The sequence below is a fragment of the Trinickia acidisoli genome, assembly GCF_017315725.1.
Classification (GTDB): Bacteria; Pseudomonadota; Gammaproteobacteria; order Burkholderiales; family Burkholderiaceae; genus Trinickia; species Trinickia acidisoli.
This window is the reverse complement of the sequence record NZ_JAFLRG010000002.1, coordinates 1,066,094-1,082,349: the sequence shown is the minus strand read 5'-3', so window position 1 is coordinate 1,082,349 and position 16,256 is coordinate 1,066,094. Positions and strand designations below refer to the sequence as shown.

13 protein-coding genes are annotated in these 16,256 nt (G+C 60.6%); 10 read left to right on the top strand and 3 right to left on the bottom strand.

Annotated features, from left to right (window positions below; genetic code table 11):
- Positions 1-72 precede the first annotated feature (72 nt).
- From J3485_RS23260 to J3485_RS29330, 5 genes are all read left to right on the top strand, one after another.
- Positions 73-621, top strand: a complete 549-nt coding sequence (locus tag J3485_RS23260; RefSeq protein ID WP_206956670.1) for a hypothetical protein — start codon at positions 73-75, stop codon at positions 619-621.
- 59 nt (positions 622-680) lie between these two features.
- Positions 681-1,382, top strand: a complete 702-nt coding sequence (locus J3485_RS23255; RefSeq protein ID WP_206956669.1) for an AIM24 family protein — start codon at positions 681-683, stop codon at positions 1,380-1,382.
- A 119-nt stretch (positions 1,383-1,501) separates the two neighbouring features.
- Entirely contained in the window at positions 1,502-3,361 is a 1,860-nt protein-coding gene (locus J3485_RS23250) for a chloride channel protein (protein WP_206956668.1), read from the top strand.
- A 319-nt stretch (positions 3,362-3,680) separates the two neighbouring features.
- On the top strand, positions 3,681-5,600 hold the full coding sequence (locus J3485_RS23245) for a beta-propeller domain-containing protein (RefSeq protein WP_206956667.1): 1,920 nt from the start codon (positions 3,681-3,683) through the stop codon (positions 5,598-5,600).
- A 76-nt stretch (positions 5,601-5,676) separates the two neighbouring features.
- Positions 5,677-7,209: a methyl-accepting chemotaxis protein gene (locus tag J3485_RS29330; protein WP_206956666.1), complete on the top strand. Its 1,533-nt coding sequence runs from the start codon at positions 5,677-5,679 to the stop codon at positions 7,207-7,209.
- A gap of 75 nt (positions 7,210-7,284) precedes the next feature.
- Here J3485_RS29330 and J3485_RS23235 read toward each other — a convergent pair whose 3' ends face one another.
- Together J3485_RS23235 and J3485_RS23230 are read right to left on the bottom strand one after the other, a co-directional pair.
- Complete coding sequence (locus tag J3485_RS23235) at positions 7,285-8,535, bottom strand: MFS transporter (protein ID WP_206956665.1); 1,251 nt, start codon at positions 8,533-8,535, stop codon at positions 7,285-7,287.
- A 125-nt stretch (positions 8,536-8,660) separates the two neighbouring features.
- Entirely contained in the window at positions 8,661-9,623 is a 963-nt protein-coding gene (locus J3485_RS23230; RefSeq protein ID WP_206956664.1) for a hypothetical protein, read from the bottom strand.
- A 334-nt stretch (positions 9,624-9,957) separates the two neighbouring features.
- Between J3485_RS23230 and J3485_RS23225 the strand changes: the two genes are divergently transcribed.
- The 4 genes from J3485_RS23225 (at position 9,958) to J3485_RS23210 (ending at position 13,436) form a co-directional block, all read left to right on the top strand.
- Entirely contained in the window at positions 9,958-10,566 is a 609-nt protein-coding gene (locus tag J3485_RS23225) for a phage tail protein (RefSeq protein WP_206956663.1), read from the top strand.
- A 63-nt stretch (positions 10,567-10,629) separates the two neighbouring features.
- Positions 10,630-10,941, top strand: a complete 312-nt coding sequence (locus tag J3485_RS23220) for a DUF6916 family protein (protein WP_206956662.1) — start codon at positions 10,630-10,632, stop codon at positions 10,939-10,941.
- A 290-nt stretch (positions 10,942-11,231) separates the two neighbouring features.
- The gene (locus J3485_RS23215) at positions 11,232-12,767 is read left to right on the top strand and encodes an MFS transporter (protein WP_206956661.1); all 1,536 of its coding nucleotides are present in this window, start codon (positions 11,232-11,234) and stop codon (positions 12,765-12,767) included.
- A 162-nt stretch (positions 12,768-12,929) separates the two neighbouring features.
- Positions 12,930-13,436 (top strand): winged helix-turn-helix transcriptional regulator, encoded by a 507-nt coding sequence (locus J3485_RS23210; protein WP_206956660.1) that lies wholly within the window; start codon positions 12,930-12,932, stop codon positions 13,434-13,436.
- A 95-nt stretch (positions 13,437-13,531) separates the two neighbouring features.
- Here J3485_RS23210 and J3485_RS23205 read toward each other — a convergent pair whose 3' ends face one another.
- Positions 13,532-15,649 carry a hypothetical protein gene (locus tag J3485_RS23205; protein WP_206956659.1) on the bottom strand — a complete coding sequence of 706 codons (2,118 nt, stop codon included), beginning with the start codon at positions 15,647-15,649 and terminating at the stop codon, positions 13,532-13,534.
- A 19-nt stretch (positions 15,650-15,668) separates the two neighbouring features.
- On the opposite strand from J3485_RS23205, the gene J3485_RS23200 reads away from it, so the two are divergent.
- Positions 15,669-16,073 carry a hypothetical protein gene (locus J3485_RS23200; RefSeq protein WP_206956658.1) on the top strand — a complete coding sequence of 135 codons (405 nt, stop codon included), beginning with the start codon at positions 15,669-15,671 and terminating at the stop codon, positions 16,071-16,073.
- The last annotated feature ends 183 nt before the right edge of the window (positions 16,074-16,256 follow it).

Here is a 16,256-nt window from a genome sequence, read left to right as displayed (position 1 = left end):
GCGTTATTCCCCGTTGCGCGAGTAGGATGCCGAAATAATCGATGTTTTTCTGCCAACGGGGTATCCAATTAGATGAGCTCACTCACTTTATTGAACGAGACCGCTTATGTTGCCCAATTCGTCGTGTTCAACGGCGACCTGATCACCGCTCGTGTGCCAGGCATTGCCCCCGGCGCCCAACTGCAGGTTCCGACGGACAGTACCTACCAAATCACCGCCACGACGATCATCGACGGCAACACGTATTCGACCGCGCCCCTCGACGTTTCCGGAGCGGTCAGCTTCCTTGCGCAGGTCAAGCAGAATCGGCAGCAAGGCACCTATGACTTCGAGGTGCAAATGGGGCCGAGCACGGTTGCCGATCGCATGGAGTTCCAGAAAACGACGATCGGCCCGGTCACCTTCACGATCGCCAAGAACGGTGTCCCCTTGCAGACTGTCGTGGTGACGAACTCATTCGTCACCAAGACGTTGAAATTGAGCGATACGCATGCCGTTTATGCCGTGATCAACGGCGTGACGACGGACACCGTAACGACCAACGACCCAAACGCGACAGTCCGGGCATTGCTCGATACCAGCAACCTGGAGTTTGGCTATTTCACGCTCAGCGTCGACTGATCGGGCGAGCCACTGATCGAGCGGCTCGCCGTTGGGTAATCAATCACGAAGGGGGAAACATGAATCAACTTCCTACGCTGCTTCCTACCAGTGCCGCCGACGAAACCTACGGCGGCGTGACTTATCACATCGGCGGCGAACTCGTGCCGGTTCTGTCGGTCGACGTATCGAAGCAACCCGTGTACTTCGAACACCATATCCTGCTGTGGAAGAATTCGACGGTCCGAATCGGCTTGAAGCCGCTCAAGGGCGCCGTCAAGCGCATGATGGCGGGTATTCAGGTGTTCGTCACCGAAGCGAGCGGGCCCGGCATCATTGCCTTCAGCCGTGACGGCGCGGGGCACATCGTGCCGATCCATCTTGCGGCGGGGGAAGAGCTGCACGTGCGCGAGCATCAATTCCTGGCGGCCACCGCGAGCGTCGATTACACGTTCGAACGCGTGCGAGGCATCAGCAACATGCTGTTCGGGCAGAGCGGCTTTTTCATCGACAAATTCCGCAGCCACGCGGCCGATGGCGTGCTGTGGGTGCACGGCTACGGGAATGTCTTCGAGAAGATGCTCGCGCCCGGCGAGACGATCGACGTCGAGCCCGGCGGCTGGCTTTATAAAACGCCGGACCTGCGGATGGAAACCGTCGTCGATCGACTGACGAGCGGCCTGTTCGGCGCGGGCGTGAACTTCATCGTCAATCGCTTTACCGGGCCAGGCCGCGTCGGCATTCAGTCGATGTACGTCAACTACGCGAGCGCAGACAACTGAGACCGGATCGCGCGCGCAAGTTGCTTGCGCGCATCGCGGTTTTGCGCACATTACATCACGTTGTGATATATATGGAGCCATTGGCCACGGACGGTCCGGCCTCCCCCAAGAGGAAGTTCATGAGTGAGAACAAGGGCGATTTCGCGACGGATGTCAGGCTTCTGCGCATTAGCGCGATTGCTGCCGCGGGTGGCGCACTGAGTACGATTGCCGCGGATTTTCTTCTGCACCTGATTCGTCTGTTCACGAATCTGTTCTTTTTCCAGCAGGTTTCGTCTGCAAACAACTCGCCGTCGCACAATGCGCTCGGACTGCTCGTCATTGCGATGCCCGTGATCGGCGGCCTGTTGGTGGGCCTGATTGCCCGGTACGGTTCGGAGCAGGTCCGCGGCCACGGCATACCGGAGGCCATCGAGGCGATCCTGTTCGGCAAAAGCAAGATGTCGCCGAAAGTGGCGATACTCAAGCCGCTCGCCTCGGCGATCGCGATCGGTAGCGGCGGCCCGTTCGGCGCGGAAGGCCCGATCATCATGACGGGCGGCGCGATCGGGTCGCTCATCGCGCAGTACTTCCACTTGTCCAGCGCCGAGAGAAAGGCACTTTTGGTGGCGGGAGCCGTGGCGGGCATGACGGCGGTTTTCGGTACGCCCGTTGCTGCCGTGCTGCTCGCGATCGAGCTGCTGCTGTTCGAGTTGCGGCCACGTAGCCTCTTGCCGGTCGCCATCGCCTGCGCGGTGGCGGGTTTCACGCGGCCGCTGCTGTTGGGATCGGGGCCGTTGTTTCCGCTGCATACCTTGCCGCTTGGTCCGATCGGCCTCTTGTCGTCGGCCATTGCGGGCCTGATCGCGGGTGCGTTGTCGTGGGGGTTATCCACGTCGCTCTACAAAATGGAGGACGCATTCGGCAAACTGCCGATCCATTGGATGTGGTGGCCTGCGTTGGGCGCGGTCGCCGTCGGCATCGGCGGCTATTTCCAACCGAGAGCGCTCGGCGTCGGCTATGACGTCATCGGCGACATGCTGCAGGGACACCTCTTGTTGAGCGCCGTGATTTCGATCGTCGTGGTCAAGGCGATTATCTGGGTCGTCGCGCTCGCTTCGGGCACGTCAGGCGGTGTGTTGGCGCCGCTGCTCATGATGGGCGCAGGCATAGGCGCCATTGCCGCGCCTTATATGCCGGGGGGAGAGCCGGCCGTCTGGCCGCTCATTTTCATGGCCGCGGCGCTCGGCGGCATGATGCGGGCACCCATCATGGCGGCAGTATTCGCGTTCGAACTCACCGGGGATGCGAACGCCTTGCTTCCGCTGCTCGCGGCGGCGGCGGTGGCCTACGGCTTTACCGTCATGTTCATGCGCCGCTCGATCCTGACGGAAAAGATCGCACGCCGCGGTTATCACATCTATCGCGAGTACAGCATCGATCCGCTCGAACGGCATTACGTCGAGGAAGTCATGACGCGTACGGTCGCATCGATCGATGCGAAAACGCCGATCGCCGACGTATTGGGAACCTATTTCGGGGCAAAGCAGAAGTTTCGCGCTTATCCCGTCGTCGCCTCGGGTGCGCTCATCGGGATCGTGGACCGGGCGCTGCTCGATCGCGCTGCCGCCGAAAACCGCACCGCCGCACTCGGCACGTTGTTCGGGCGGACGCCGCCCGAGATCGCGCTGCCTGGCGAGACTTGCAGAAACGTGGCCGCACGCCTGGCGACCAAAGGGCTCGATCGCGTTCCGGTAGTCGAGGACGAGAAGACGTATCGCCTGGTCGGCATCGTATCGCGGCACGACTTACTCAAGCCGTCGACGTCCGTGTTTGCCGAGGAACGGGAGGTCGAGCAGTTCCGTCACGTTCGAATTTTCGGCCACGCGAGCGCTGTGCCGGACGAGGGGCACGAGAGCGGGCCCGGCGAGCGCCCCAGTTTCGTCGTGAAAAGAGCCTCCGTGCAACAAAGGGAAGAATCACCGAGCACGGAAGATTAATCGAGCGGCCCATTCGCGGGCCGTTTCAGTTGTTTCGTCGGGCGATCGCCGTGCCATAGCGCATCGCAGCGCACCACAGCGCACCACAAAAGTGCTGTCGAATCTGACTTTTGTGTAGGGACGCCCGACCCTCCCTCAAATATGCTTTCTCCATCGAGATGACGCATCCGGCGCGAGCCGGACGCCTCGCTTCGTCTCGTCTCATGCGTAGGTGAGCCTTCGATTCGTCATTGAAGACGATCGCGCACCAGCAAAGCAGCATCAGAAAAATATCGCATTTCTTCACGCTCGGTCCGCATCATTCAGGAGACAAATCACTGTGCGCTTCAACAAGTTAGTTAAAAGCGTTTTGCCGTGCATCGTCGCCGTCGGCGCCTGCACGTTCGTGCTTGCCACGGCCGGTGCGGCAACCGCAACGAAGGGCGTCCTGTTGCTCAATCGCGTCGGCCCCGTCACGTCCGAACTGTACGTCGCCAATGCGGACGGCAGCGGCGAACACCGCCTGCTCCCGACGGACGGCTTCGACTATCACGCGTCTTTCTCCAAGGACGGACAGTGGATCGTCTTCACTTCCGAACGCGCCGGCTTGGGCGAAGCGGACATCTATCGCGTCCAGGTCGACGGCACGCATTTGCAGCGCCTGACCGATCACATCGCGGTCGACGATGCCGCCGTGTTTTCGCCGACGGATCCGAACACCATTGCATTCGTTTCGTCGCGCCGCGGCAAGGCGAGCTTCGGCACGACGAACATTTGGACGTTGAACATCAAGACGGGCACGCTGCACAACGTCACGGGCGCGTTGCCGTTCGATGCGAGCAAGCCGCATAGCTATTTCCGGCCCTCGTGGTCGCCTGACGGCAAGTGGCTCGCGCTGTCGTCCGACACCGGCAGCGATTGGCGCGGCCACAACCTGCCGGTCGGCTGGGAGCGCACGCAGGAAACGAGCATTTATGTGATCCGACCCGACGGTACGGGCTGGAGAAAGATCGCCAGCAAACCGGGCTATGCCGAAGGCTCTCCCTCGTGGTCCCCCGACGGCAAGCGCGTCGTCTTCTATGAAACGCCGGTGGAATCGACTTGGGGCGCGCATCGTCCCGAGTTGATCGACAAGGTCAGCTCGCAAATCGTATCGGTGGATGTTTCGACCCTGGCCCGCACCGACTTGACATCGAGCCCCGGCTTCAAGGTGTTTCCGCAGTATCTGAGCGATACGAACGTCGCATACCACGTCAAGGGCGGCCACACCGAGGGCATCTATACGACCGCCGGTACGTTCCGCTCGACGGCCAATACGGGCATCCGCTCGCCGCACTATTCGGCGGACGGCACGAAGATGGTCTACGAGAAGATCACGATGCGTCCGGCCCGCGCGAACGGTACGCCGCTGTTCAGCTTCGATCCCGCGTGGAAGTACACCTACATCGACGTTTTCCCGCAACTGTCGCGGGATCAAAAGCAGTTGGTGTACACGGAGAAAGCGGTCGGCTCTTCCATCGCCATCATGAACGCGGACCTCACCGGCTATCGGCGCATCTATGATTCGTCGACGAGCGGTCTCGATCCGCACATGATTGCCGCGGGATTGGCCGGTGCGTTCTATCCGACGTGGTCGCCCGATCGCAAATGGGTGGCGTTCGGTCTCGGTGATTGGTTCTTCACGCGCGGCGCCGGCCCTGGACGCATTGCGCGCATCAAGACGGACGGCAGCATGAACAGTCATCCGGAATTCTTGACGGATGGTTCGATCAATGCCGGTTTCCCGAGCTACTCGCCGGACGGCAAGAAGATCGTCTATCGCGTGTGGAGCGAAAAAGAGAAGGGCCTGCGCATCCTCGATCTCGACACGCGCAAGACCACGGTGCTGACGACTGATCCGGACAACCTTCCGAACTGGTCGCCGGACGGCACCAAGATCGTGTTCACGCGCAAGATCGTCAATCCGACCGATCCGAACAAGTTCAACTTCGACGTGTTCACGATCAAGCCGAACGGTAAGGATCTGAAGCGTTTGACGACGGACGGCTCCAATCAAGGTCATGCCGTGTGGACGTGGGACGGCCGCATCGCCTACAGCTCGGGCAGCTACGGCTTCCGGGACGAGCTCTCGCTGTACGACGACAGCTTCCAGCCCGACGGGCAGAACTGGGTGATGAATGCCGACGGCTCCGATCCGCATGCGATCACCGATACGTTGTGGGAAGAGGCCATGCCTCTCTTCATCCCCAACAAGAAATGATTCATTGACGGCATCGACGTGACGGCGGCGCTGTGCATTCGCACAGCGCCGTTTTTATTCCGAGGGTGGGTGAAGAATGAAACTGGTTCATCAGCTTCCGCTGGCATTGGGCGCTGCCTTGCTGCTTGCCTCCGCGGCAGGCTTGTTTGCGGTATTTCAAATGAACGAGGCCGCGGATACGTATCGGCGGCTCATCGAGGTCAACGGTGCCCAGGCGCGCCAGGTGACCGACGCGATGATCGATTTCAAGAATCAAGTGCAGAACGGAAAGGATATCTTGCTGCGAGGCAAGGACCCGCGGGACTACGAAAAGTACTGGGGGGCCTTTCAGAAATTCGAGCAGTCCGCACAGAACACGACGGAAAAGCTAGCACTCGAACTGCCGCCCGGCGAAGTACGTTCGCAACTCGAGCGATTCGACGCGATGCACGCGCAGATGGGGCAGGCGTTTCGCAAAGCCCTCGGCGACTTCAAGGCATCGGGATTCGATATCGCCGTCGGCGACCGCGAGATCGACGGCCTCGATCGCGATTCGGTGATCCTGCTTCGCGTGACCGCCGACAAGATCGTCGAGCAGACGCGAGCCGCCGACGCCGAAGCGAAGGAAAAGCAAGAGCGTGCCGCGCTTTGGAGCTTCGGTGCGATGGCGCTCACATTGGTGGCAGGGATAGCGGGCGGCATTGTGTTCTCGCGCTCGATTACGCGCAAGCTCGGCGGCGAGCCCGACGATGCACGCGACGCGGCACGGCAGATCGCAACGGGCAATCTCGCCGTGGACCTGCATCTGCGGCCCGGCGATACCGATAGCCTGATGGCCGCGATGAAAGACATGGCCGATTCGCTCGCGCGGATCGTGGGGCAAGTGCGTCACAGCAGCGATGCGATTGCGTCCGGTTCGTCGCAAATCGCCTCGGGCAGTGCCGACCTCAGCCATCGAACCGAAGAGCAGGCGAGCGCACTGCAGGAGACCGCAGCCTCGATGGAGCAATTGAGCTCGACGGTCAAACAGAACGCCGACAACGCGCGCGAAGCGAGCGAGTTGGCGACGGGCGCTTGCTCCGTTGCGGTGAAAGGCGGCGAAGTGGTGGGCCAGGCCGTGGAGACGATGAAGGGCATCAAGGAGAGCGCGCGCAAGATTGCCGACATCATCGGCATCATCGACGAGATCGCGGCCCAGACCAACATACTGGCGCTCAATGCGGCTGTCGAAGCGGCTCGCGCGGGCGAACAGGGTCGAGGCTTCGCCGTCGTCGCCAGCGCGGTTCGCACGCTCGCCCAGCGCAGCGCGCAAGCGGCCAACGAGATCAAGGCGCTGATCTCGGACAGCGTCGAGCGCGTCAATGACGGTACCGCGCTCGTCGACGGTGCCGGCGTGACGATGACCGAGATCGTCGGTGCCATTCAGCGCTTGGCCGTCATCGTGGGCGAGATCAGCAGTGCGAGCGCCGAACAGAGCATCGGCGTCGAGCAGGTGGGCCAGGCAGTGGGCCAGATGGATCAGACCACGCAGCGCAATGCCGCGCTCGTGGAGGAAAGCGCGGCCGCAGCCGAAAGCCTCAAGCGGCAGGCTGCGCAACTCGTCGATTCGGTGGCGAAGTTTCGGCTTTGAAGGTTGGACGCAATACGCAAAATCATGGGGCCGAGCGCGAAACACGCGGCGACGCCCCATCTGCTTTTTGAGCGGTTAGTTGTTGCCCGCGCCGATCGAGCGGTTTGCTTCGACTTCTTGCGAGACCGTCAATGTTTCTCGGTGTGCGAGGGTAGGGAACAATTTAGTCCAAAGCAGCACGATCAGCACCGTGCCCGTGGCGCCGATCAGGACCGACGGTACCGCGCCGAACCAGCCGGCCGTGACGCCGGATTCGAATTCGCCGAGTTGATTGGATGCGCCGATAAAAATTGAATTGACGGCACTGACGCGCCCCCGCATGTCGTTCGGCGTATCGAGTTGAATCAGCGATTGCCGCACAACGACGCTGACCATGTCGAATGCGCCTGTCAGCGCGAGCGCTGCGCACGAGAGCGCGAACGAACGGGATAGTCCAAAGATCAACGTAGACACGCCGTAAAGCGCCACCGACGCGAGCATCATCTTTCCCGCGCGCCGCTCGATCGGATGATGCGCGAGATACAGCGAGACCACCAACGCGCCCACGGCCGGCGCCGAGCGCAACAATCCGAGCCCCCACGAGCCGACATGCAGGACGTCTCGTGCAAAGATGGGCAACAGGGCGGTGGCTCCGCCGAACAACACGGCGAGCAGATCGAGCGAGATGGCGCCGAGTATTTGCTCGCGTTTCCAAATGAACTCGATGCCGGCGAGCAGGGTGCCCAGCGTCACCGGTGGACGCGGAGCACGCTCGGTGCGGTGGTTGATCAAGACCATCATGGCGGCGGCAAAGAGGCACATTGCGGCGCATGCGCTATAGACGAGGCCGGCCCCCGCCACGTAGAGGAAGCCGCCGATCGCCGGGCCCACGATGGTCGCGAACTGCGAGCCCGCCGAATTGATGGCCAGCGCTTTGGGCAATGCCGACAGCGGGACTAGCGTAGGCAACAGCGCTTGCTGCGTCGGGTTCTGGAATGCTCTGGCCGTGCCGAGCGCGCACGAGGCGAGCAAGAGTACGTCGCGCCCGAGCCAGCCGCCCAGTGTGCCGGCCGTCAGCGCCAACGCGACTGCGCATTGGCCGATCTGGCAGCCGATGAGCACATAACGGCGATCGTAACGATCCGCGACTTGCCCAACCAGCAGGCACAGCGCGAGTGCGGGCACGAATTGCGCCAAGCCGACCAGGCCGAGGTCATAGGCGCTGTGCGTCAAGTCGTACATCTGCCAGCCGACGATCACCATGAGCATCTGGGTGGACATCGTCATCGCCATGCGGCTGAGAAAGAAAAACCGGAACGATGAAAGCTGGAGAACGCTATTGTTCATTTAGAAGGACGTGCCTTGATACGGAAACACATTGCCGGTGCATGCACGCCATGGGGAAATGCGTAAGCGATCATCGACAACCCGAGATATGGGCCGCCAATGATCGCATATATCAGGCAATCGAATCAGAAATGAATTTCGGCCATCAACATCGGCGTCGACGTGATCGTGCCGGTTGTTTCGGTCGTGGGCGTGCCGTACATGTGGTACCAGTATTCATACCCGACACCGGCGTAGATCGTGCGCGGATGGCCCGCAAACGAGCCGACATCCGCAAGCAAGGAGACGCGAGTCAAGAATTCGGTCGTCGTCTGCACACCGAAACCGTCAGGTCCTTTGGGCCCGGTGAGGCTGGCGAGACCGCGGAAGACGAGCGGCACGGGGCCTACTCTGAACGGATAGAGCCACGAACTCTCGACGTGCCATGCCGCGTGGAAATGCACGTCGGTTTCCGTGATGCCGTTGTGATTGCTCTCGGTGCGCATGCCCGCGGTGACGTTCCAATAGCCGTGCGGTATGTTGAACTCGATCGTGGGTCCCAGCACGAGCATGCGAGCGCGTTCGGCGTAGGCATCGTTCTTGGTGCCGAACTCGTAACCGACCGTCATTCCGTAGTCGCGAATGAAGCCGTAGCCGAGATAGCGCCCGAAGATCTTGCCCGCGCTGAGCTCGACACGCCCGACGCTGTAGATTTCCTGCGCCCCGCCATTCGAGGGGCCGCCGGCTTCCGGATTGGCCGCGTTGGACACGAGGTAATCGACGTTGAATGCATAGCTGCCGTACTTGAAGCCGCCGACGGAAGTGAGAGATCCGATGTTCTGCACCACCGACGACGGCACGCCCGGGTAGTGGAAATCATTGCTCCAGCGATAGCCGATGTAGGTATCGTTCCAATCGGCCGGCGGTTGATCGGCCGTGCCGACGGTTTGAGGCGGTGCGGCGCCGTTGGGCGATGCCGATTGCGTCTGGGGAGGCGCGGACGAGTTCGGCGCTGTGAGGACTTCCGCGTAGCTGAATTCGGCCATGCAGCAGAAGATGGCCAAGCCGAGAGCTGGCTTGCGCAAAGCAGCCATCGATAGATTTCTCATGTCTCCGTCCAAAGTGGATTTATTTGATCTGAACGACGTGGTCGTATAGCGACTTTCGTTGAAGTCTCACCGTCGACGACCGCTCTACAACGCGATGCAGCGGGTGCTGTCGTGGTGTAACGGATGCTATGTGACCCGCTCGTGTATGCCTCTACACAAAAGTCACATTCGCTGGCACTTTTCTGCCGCGCGCTAAGTGCGTGCCGACGTAGCCGCAAGGAGGCGGCCAATAAAGATGCGTTTGCGCCGACTCAATCTGTAGACTAATATCGTCGCAAAACGTCAGCGCGTTTCGCTTGCCTCACAACCATCGCACTTACTACAGGAGACCTTCATGAGCGACCCATATATCGGTGAAATTCGGATGGTGAGCTTCAAGTTCGCGCCATACGGTTGGGCACTCTGTCAAGGGCAATCGATCCAGGTGAGCCAGAACCAGGCTCTTTACGCGCTGATCGGCAATCTTTACGGCGGCACGGCGCCGGTCAACTTTCAGTTGCCGAATTTCTCGGGTCGAAGCCCGGTAGGGACGGGGACGGGACAAAATCTGACGCCGATGTCGTTGGCCGACACGGGTGGTGCGGAGGACGTGCAACTGACGACTCCGCAAATGCCATTGCATAACCATACCGCGGCGATATCGGCCTCGGGCTCGTCGGTGCAAATCGGTATTCCCGCAACCACGGCTTCGACGAACCTACAAGCTGCGCCGGGCACCAACACCGTTCTTGCGGCGGGCATGGCGAGTGCGCATCCGACGACGCAATACAGTACCGATACGCCGAATACGACGCTGGCACCTTTCGATGCACCGGCGAAGATCAGCGTCAATTCACTCACGATCGGCAACACGGGCGGCAATACGCCGGTCGACGTTCGCAATCCCTATCTCGCGACGAATTTCGTGATTGCGTTGACGGGTATCTATCCGACGCCTGACTGAAAAAAGAAGCGCGTGAACGCTTGAAAACCATTCATTTTCATTGCATGAGGACATAGCAGCGCGATGACCATTCCGACTCGAACCCAGTTGACCGCTTCGCTCGGCCACACCTTCATGTTTTCAGGAGCGGGCGACTGGGCCGTTGCGGCGAAGCTCACCGACGTGCGCGACGGCATTCCGATGGACGAGAACTACGTGTGTTATTCCGCGATTTTCGAAATGCCGGCGGACGTGAATCTTCCGCAGAACGTCTATCGTATTGCTTCGTCCACGGGCGACGCATGGGAGTTGCTCGTTACGCCTTATCGGCCGACTGCCGAAGGCAAGCCGGTGATGGGGGCGGTATTTCACTGCCTGGCAAGCACGGTGGAATGACGTCGTGGTTCGCGCCCGAGATGAAGTGTCTTAGCTTCATCTCGGGCGGCATTCTCCTCGCCTGAACCTCCTTCACGACGCCGACGATCCGTCGCGCGCCGATTCGACTCTTCCCTATTTGTCGACCAGCGCCTACCGAAAGGAATGGCTTCGCCTGCGCTCGCGTACCTTTGCGCAACGTGGTTGCAAATTAAAACTTCATCGATTACGATGGTCTTGGTTTCATGTTAAAACCAAGACCGGTTGCTGGCACGACCGGCCCGCAAACATCGAATTGGGAAGAACGACCCATGGATATTTCCTACACTCGCTCTAGTCGAAACGTCATCGCATTGACGGCTATTTGCTTCGCACAGTTGATGTTCGCGCTGGAAATTTCGAGCGTGCCGGTGATATTGGCAACGCTCGAAAAGGTGCTTCATGCCGATTTCAAGGATCTGCAATGGATCATGAACGCCTACACGATCGCTTGCACGAGTGTGCTCATGGCGGCCGGTACGCTGGCGGACCGATTCGGCAGAAAGCGGATGTTCATCATCAGCTCGTCGGTGTTCGGCATCGCCTCGCTGATGTGCGGCCTCACCCATAGCGCGCCGTTGCTGATCGCCGGCCGATTCGTTCAAGGCATAGGCGGCGGGGCGATGCTCATCTGCACCATCGCGATCCTCTCGCATCAGTTCAAGGAGGGCGCGGAGCGCGTCAAGGCCTTCGGTATCTGGGGGATATTTCTGGGCTTCGGCCTAGGTTTCGGGCCGATGATCGGCGGCGCAATCGTCGCATTGTCCGGCTGGCAATGGGTTTTTCTGATTCACGTTCCGCTCGCCGTATTGACCTTGGCGCTGGCGTTCGGCAGCGTGGAGGAGTCGAGCGACCCCGATGCCAAGAAGCTCGACATCCTGGGCATCGTCACGCTCTCGCTGGCCGTGTTCGGACTGACTTACTACATCACGCAAGGCGCCGAGATCGGATTCGTGAGCCGCGCCGCGCTCTCCATCATCGGCGCAACCGTCGTCGGCTTCATCGCATTCGTACTCGTCGAGCGAATCAACCCGCATCCGATGTTCGATTTCTCGGTGTTCCGAATCAGAAGGTTTTCCGGTGCGATCATGGGCTCGGCCGGCATGAATTTCAGTTTCTGGCCGTTCATCATTTTCTTGCCGATCTTTTATCAGAGCGGGCTTCATTACGACGTCGTCACGGCGGGCTTTTCATTGCTGGCCTATACGTTGCCGACGCTCGCGATTCCGCCTTTGGCCGAACGCCTTTCGCATCGGTATCAGCCGGGCACGATCATTCCGCTCGGCTTGTTCACGATCGGCTTGGGGTTTCTCTTGATGCGCTTCGGCGCGACGGCTTCGATGGCGAGCGGCTGGACGATGCTGCCGGGTTCGCTGATTGCCGGCATCGGGCTGGGCCTGACCAACACGCCGACGACGAACACGACCACGGGTTCCGTGCCTTCCAACCGTGCCGGGATGGCCTCGGGGATGGACCTGAGCGCGCGCTTGATCAGCCTCGCGATCAACATTGCCCTGATGGGGTTCGTGCTCGTGGCCGGCATCGCCGATCATCTGCGCGACGCTTTGGCCAACGTATTGAGCGCCGCCGATCTGCAATCGCTGGCCGAACGAATCGCCGGCGGCGGCACGGTGGAATCGCTCGGCCAGCACTTTCCGATGCTGCTTCAGGCCGACCCGTCCGGGGTCGTCGTGCATGCCGCGTTGCTGGAGGGGTTCAGTTGGCTGATGCTGTACGGCGGAATCAGCGTCTGGGTTCTGGGTGCGATCAGCTTCATGATCTTTTCGCCGAGCAAGACGCAACGTTAGCCGCACCGTATTGGCGGGCGCAGGCGGGCAATCGACAGCGTATGGCGCGCCCTGTTTGTTTCGCCGCGGAACTAGTTTTATACTGCGACCAGTTGCTCCGCCGTTTCGCACGGCCCTATTGTTCGAAGTCGCGGCGCGTTTACATGAAACTGGAGGGCCGCGATGGTCAAGCGAACAAGTCATAAGGAAGCGCCTTGTGCCATTGCAAGGCCCTTGGACGCAATTGGAGACTGGTGGTCTCTGCTGATCGTTCGTGATGCCTTCAATGGTTTGGAGCGTTTTGGAGAGTTCCAGAAAAGCCTCGGTCTTGCCAAGAACATCTTGAGCGCACGGCTTCACAATCTGGTCGATCACGGCATTCTGGAGATGGCCCCTGCATCTGACGGCAGCGCTTATCAAAAGTACGTGCTGACTGAAAAGGGCAAGGGGCTGTTTCCGCTACTCGTCGCATTGAGGCAGTGGGGCGAGACGTATTTTTTCGAGCCCGGAGAGGATTACGTGAGCCTCGTCGACAAGCGGCAGCGATTGCCTGTGAGGCGTCTCGAACTGCGCTCCCAGTCCGGCCGGCTGCTGGGCCCGGACGATACGATCGTGATCGATGTCGACGGAGGAGAGTGGGACCCTCGCGCCGAACATTCGCAAGAGGCCAATCGTTATAGGTCCGGTTGAGCCGATTCTTGTGCGATGTCTCTAAGTGGTTGTGTACACAACTAATTTGAGGCATCGCGGGTCGTAATAAAGCCGGTGCCCTCTGATCAATACCGCTACGCGGTTTCCACACCCAAATGCCGGCGCACTGCCGCGTAGTCATAAAGCTCGTCTTTCATGGCCGAAATGGTGTTGGCTCGGCGCGCGTCCGGCGGTGGGTTTCGTTGGAGTCCCGCTTGTCCGAGCGCGTCGAGCGTGTCGCGTAACTGACGCTTGGCGAGCCGCAACTCGCCTCGCGGCCACCATTTCGCGCGTACCAAGTTCGTCAGGCCCACGGGCCCGCTGACCAAGCCATGTCGAACGGCGCGGCCGAGCAATCTGAGTTCGTCCCACGTCGAATGAACGTGCTTGCGATAGCCCGCGGTCGTGCGCAAGTCCACGCGCCGGTTTCCTGCCTCGAATACCCAACGCGCCTCATGCAAGCGTGTTTGCAGCGGGCTTACATGGGTTTGCGACAGCACCTTCTTGTTGTCGGCCTTGGTCATGCGAACTTCGCCGGTGGCCGCCGTGAATACCGCGCCGCCTCCGATGCCCGCGGTGAGCGTGCCTGCTTCATCGGACGGGTGCAGGTGATGCGTTTGATGACCCTGTGCATCGGTGATGTATGACGAATCGGTTGCCGTGATTGCATCCATGATCGGCAGAGCAGTGCCCGTCGATACGCCGGCGTGGAAGGCTTGGACATAGCGCTGCACGATTTGCGCGCTTTCTCCGGGTTTGCGCATGCGGGCACGACGATTCGCTTTCTCGAGCTGTTTCAAATCGTCCAGGCAGCGGCCGATGAGGCTGTCCTGGGGGATGGCAGCCCATTGCGCCGGGTCCAATGATTCGAATTGTGCCGCGTGCTGCTTGGCAAGTTCGATCTGCTCGGTCAGTTGCGCTAACTGCGCGCGATGCGGCATCAGTGCGCGCACCGGCGTCGTGCCGCTCGATTCCATTGCGCCAACTTTGCGCTCCAACTCCGCATGCTGCTGCACCCATTCGCCGAGCGCATCTTCGTATACTTCGCGAACCGCGGCGATTTGCACTTCGGGTTGCGTCATGAAGGACCGTCTGAGCGCGGCTTCCGAAACATGCTCGGGCCGCAAATCCTTGAAGTGGATGCGTGCTGCGCCTGCGGTCAAGAAGTCTCCCCACTTGGTGTTGGCGCGCAGGTTATAGCGATGCTTGTTGCGCCGTTCGTCGAGGTAGCCCGCGCCCCATTGCATCGGTACGGTGGCTGCCAATATGGCGGGCCCCGCGATTTGCCCGACGACGGGCACGGTTGCCGTCACGACGGTGCCTGCGACACCCACGCCGTTTACGGCCATGCCCCAGCCCTTGCTGTAGGTTTGCGTTCTATTCAGGCCGATTCGGCGGCGGTATTGCCGATCCGCCGTGTCGTGCAACGCAAGGAACGCGTCGATCATGGGGCCGATCGCTTCGGCCCCGACAGCGTCCGATTGCGCCGCCTCGCGAAACTGATTCGTCGCGTTGGTTAGCTCACCGCGCTGTGTCCGAAGCGATCGGACGATCGTCGCCAGGTCGGGGCTTCTTTCGATTTGCGGTGCCACGACGGGTTGGCCGCCCACGCGTTTGAAGGCTTCCTTGACGTCGGTGACCGATCGAAGGGTTCCGGTCAAAGCAGGATTGACGATGTTCGGCGGCAGTTCGTGCGCCAGTACTTTGATCGCTTTTTTAGCAGCTTTCAGGGCGTGCTCGGCACCTGGAATGGTGGAGACTCCGCCGGTGGCGGCCGCGGCCGCCAATGTGGTCACGCGGCCTGCAACGCTGTGTAGTCCCTCGTATAGCCCAGCCTTGTGAAGACCTTGTTTATACAGTTCGACGTCGATGTTCAGCGCGGTCAACAAGTGGTGTTGAGCGAGGTCCGTCAACTGGGTTCTCGTATAGTGCTCGGGGTGTGCTTGGACGTCCGCGATGAGTTCGTCCGCCGATACGGCGGCCAATTCCGCGAAGCGCCGCCGTGCCGCGCCTCTTTTCGGCAGCCGGGGCGCGAAGCGGGCCCATTCGTTTTTCTCGCAAAAAACTTCGGCGGCGCATCGCAGCTTGACGGCGGCAAGTGCGCGCTCTAGATCGAGCGGGCGCCGGGTGGCAGATAGGTAATCGTCGAGCAATTGGCGCCGTCGGGCGGCCGGCGCCGGTGTGCCTTCCTCCTCGCCACGTGGCGGCGCCACGAATGCATGGTTTTCCGGTATGGCGTTGACGGACGAGGTCCGAGAGGCAAATGAAATCTCCCGCGCGATGCTGCGTTCTTGCGAGATTCTCGGCGCATCGAACGTATTCGATGATTCGGTTGAAAGTCGCGAGACGGCGCTGCTAAAAGATTCTGCCGCCACATCGGAGTCCGTTCTTGCTGTAATGCGACGCGATGCGCTCGGGCTCGCATCGGAGACGAGCAGCGTTGCCGTGCGCGGTGGTGCGCTCGAGCCGCTCGTTCCTACCTGTTGTCGCCAGGGCCGCAAGTCCGAGAACTCGGCACTTGCCGCGGGTGCTTCGGCGCGTAAGCGGACAGAAGGAGTGCGCGGAGAGACATTCCGAGGTTCTGCAGAATTCGATGAACCTACAGCGCCGGTAGAGATTCGTTTGCTTTCCATATAAGTGATTGCCAAGAGTAGGTTTTGATACGCGGCTACCGGGCCGTGATACATCGAAACGGCTCGGTGTTCGCGCTGTAGCTCGACCTTAGTGGCAGTCGCTTTAGTGATTACCCTTGCAAACGAAAAATGAGCGAAAAGGATGAAAAATTCGCTCTGAACTTATTGCATAGACATGAGGAAATGT

Bases quoted from the DNA above. Each gene is read 5' to 3' on its own strand.
- J3485_RS23220 (WP_206956662.1), top strand. From the start codon at position 10,630: ATGACCATTCCGACTCGAACCCAGTTGACCGCTTCGCTCGGCCACACC.
- J3485_RS23215 (WP_206956661.1), top strand. From the start codon at position 11,232: ATGGATATTTCCTACACTCGCTCTAGTCGAAACGTCATCGCATTGACG.
- J3485_RS23200 (WP_206956658.1), top strand. From the start codon at position 15,669: ATGGCGTTGACGGACGAGGTCCGAGAGGCAAATGAAATCTCCCGCGCG.
- J3485_RS23235 (WP_206956665.1), bottom strand. From the start codon at position 8,535: ATGAACAATAGCGTTCTCCAGCTTTCATCGTTCCGGTTTTTCTTTCTC.
- J3485_RS23260 (WP_206956670.1), top strand. From the start codon at position 73: ATGAGCTCACTCACTTTATTGAACGAGACCGCTTATGTTGCCCAATTC.
- J3485_RS23255 (WP_206956669.1), top strand. From the start codon at position 681: ATGAATCAACTTCCTACGCTGCTTCCTACCAGTGCCGCCGACGAAACC.
- J3485_RS29330 (WP_206956666.1), top strand. From the start codon at position 5,677: ATGAAACTGGTTCATCAGCTTCCGCTGGCATTGGGCGCTGCCTTGCTG.
- J3485_RS23225 (WP_206956663.1), top strand. From the start codon at position 9,958: ATGAGCGACCCATATATCGGTGAAATTCGGATGGTGAGCTTCAAGTTC.
- J3485_RS23230 (WP_206956664.1), bottom strand. From the start codon at position 9,623: ATGAGAAATCTATCGATGGCTGCTTTGCGCAAGCCAGCTCTCGGCTTG.
- J3485_RS23210 (WP_206956660.1), top strand. From the start codon at position 12,930: ATGGTCAAGCGAACAAGTCATAAGGAAGCGCCTTGTGCCATTGCAAGG.
- J3485_RS23250 (WP_206956668.1), top strand. From the start codon at position 1,502: ATGAGTGAGAACAAGGGCGATTTCGCGACGGATGTCAGGCTTCTGCGC.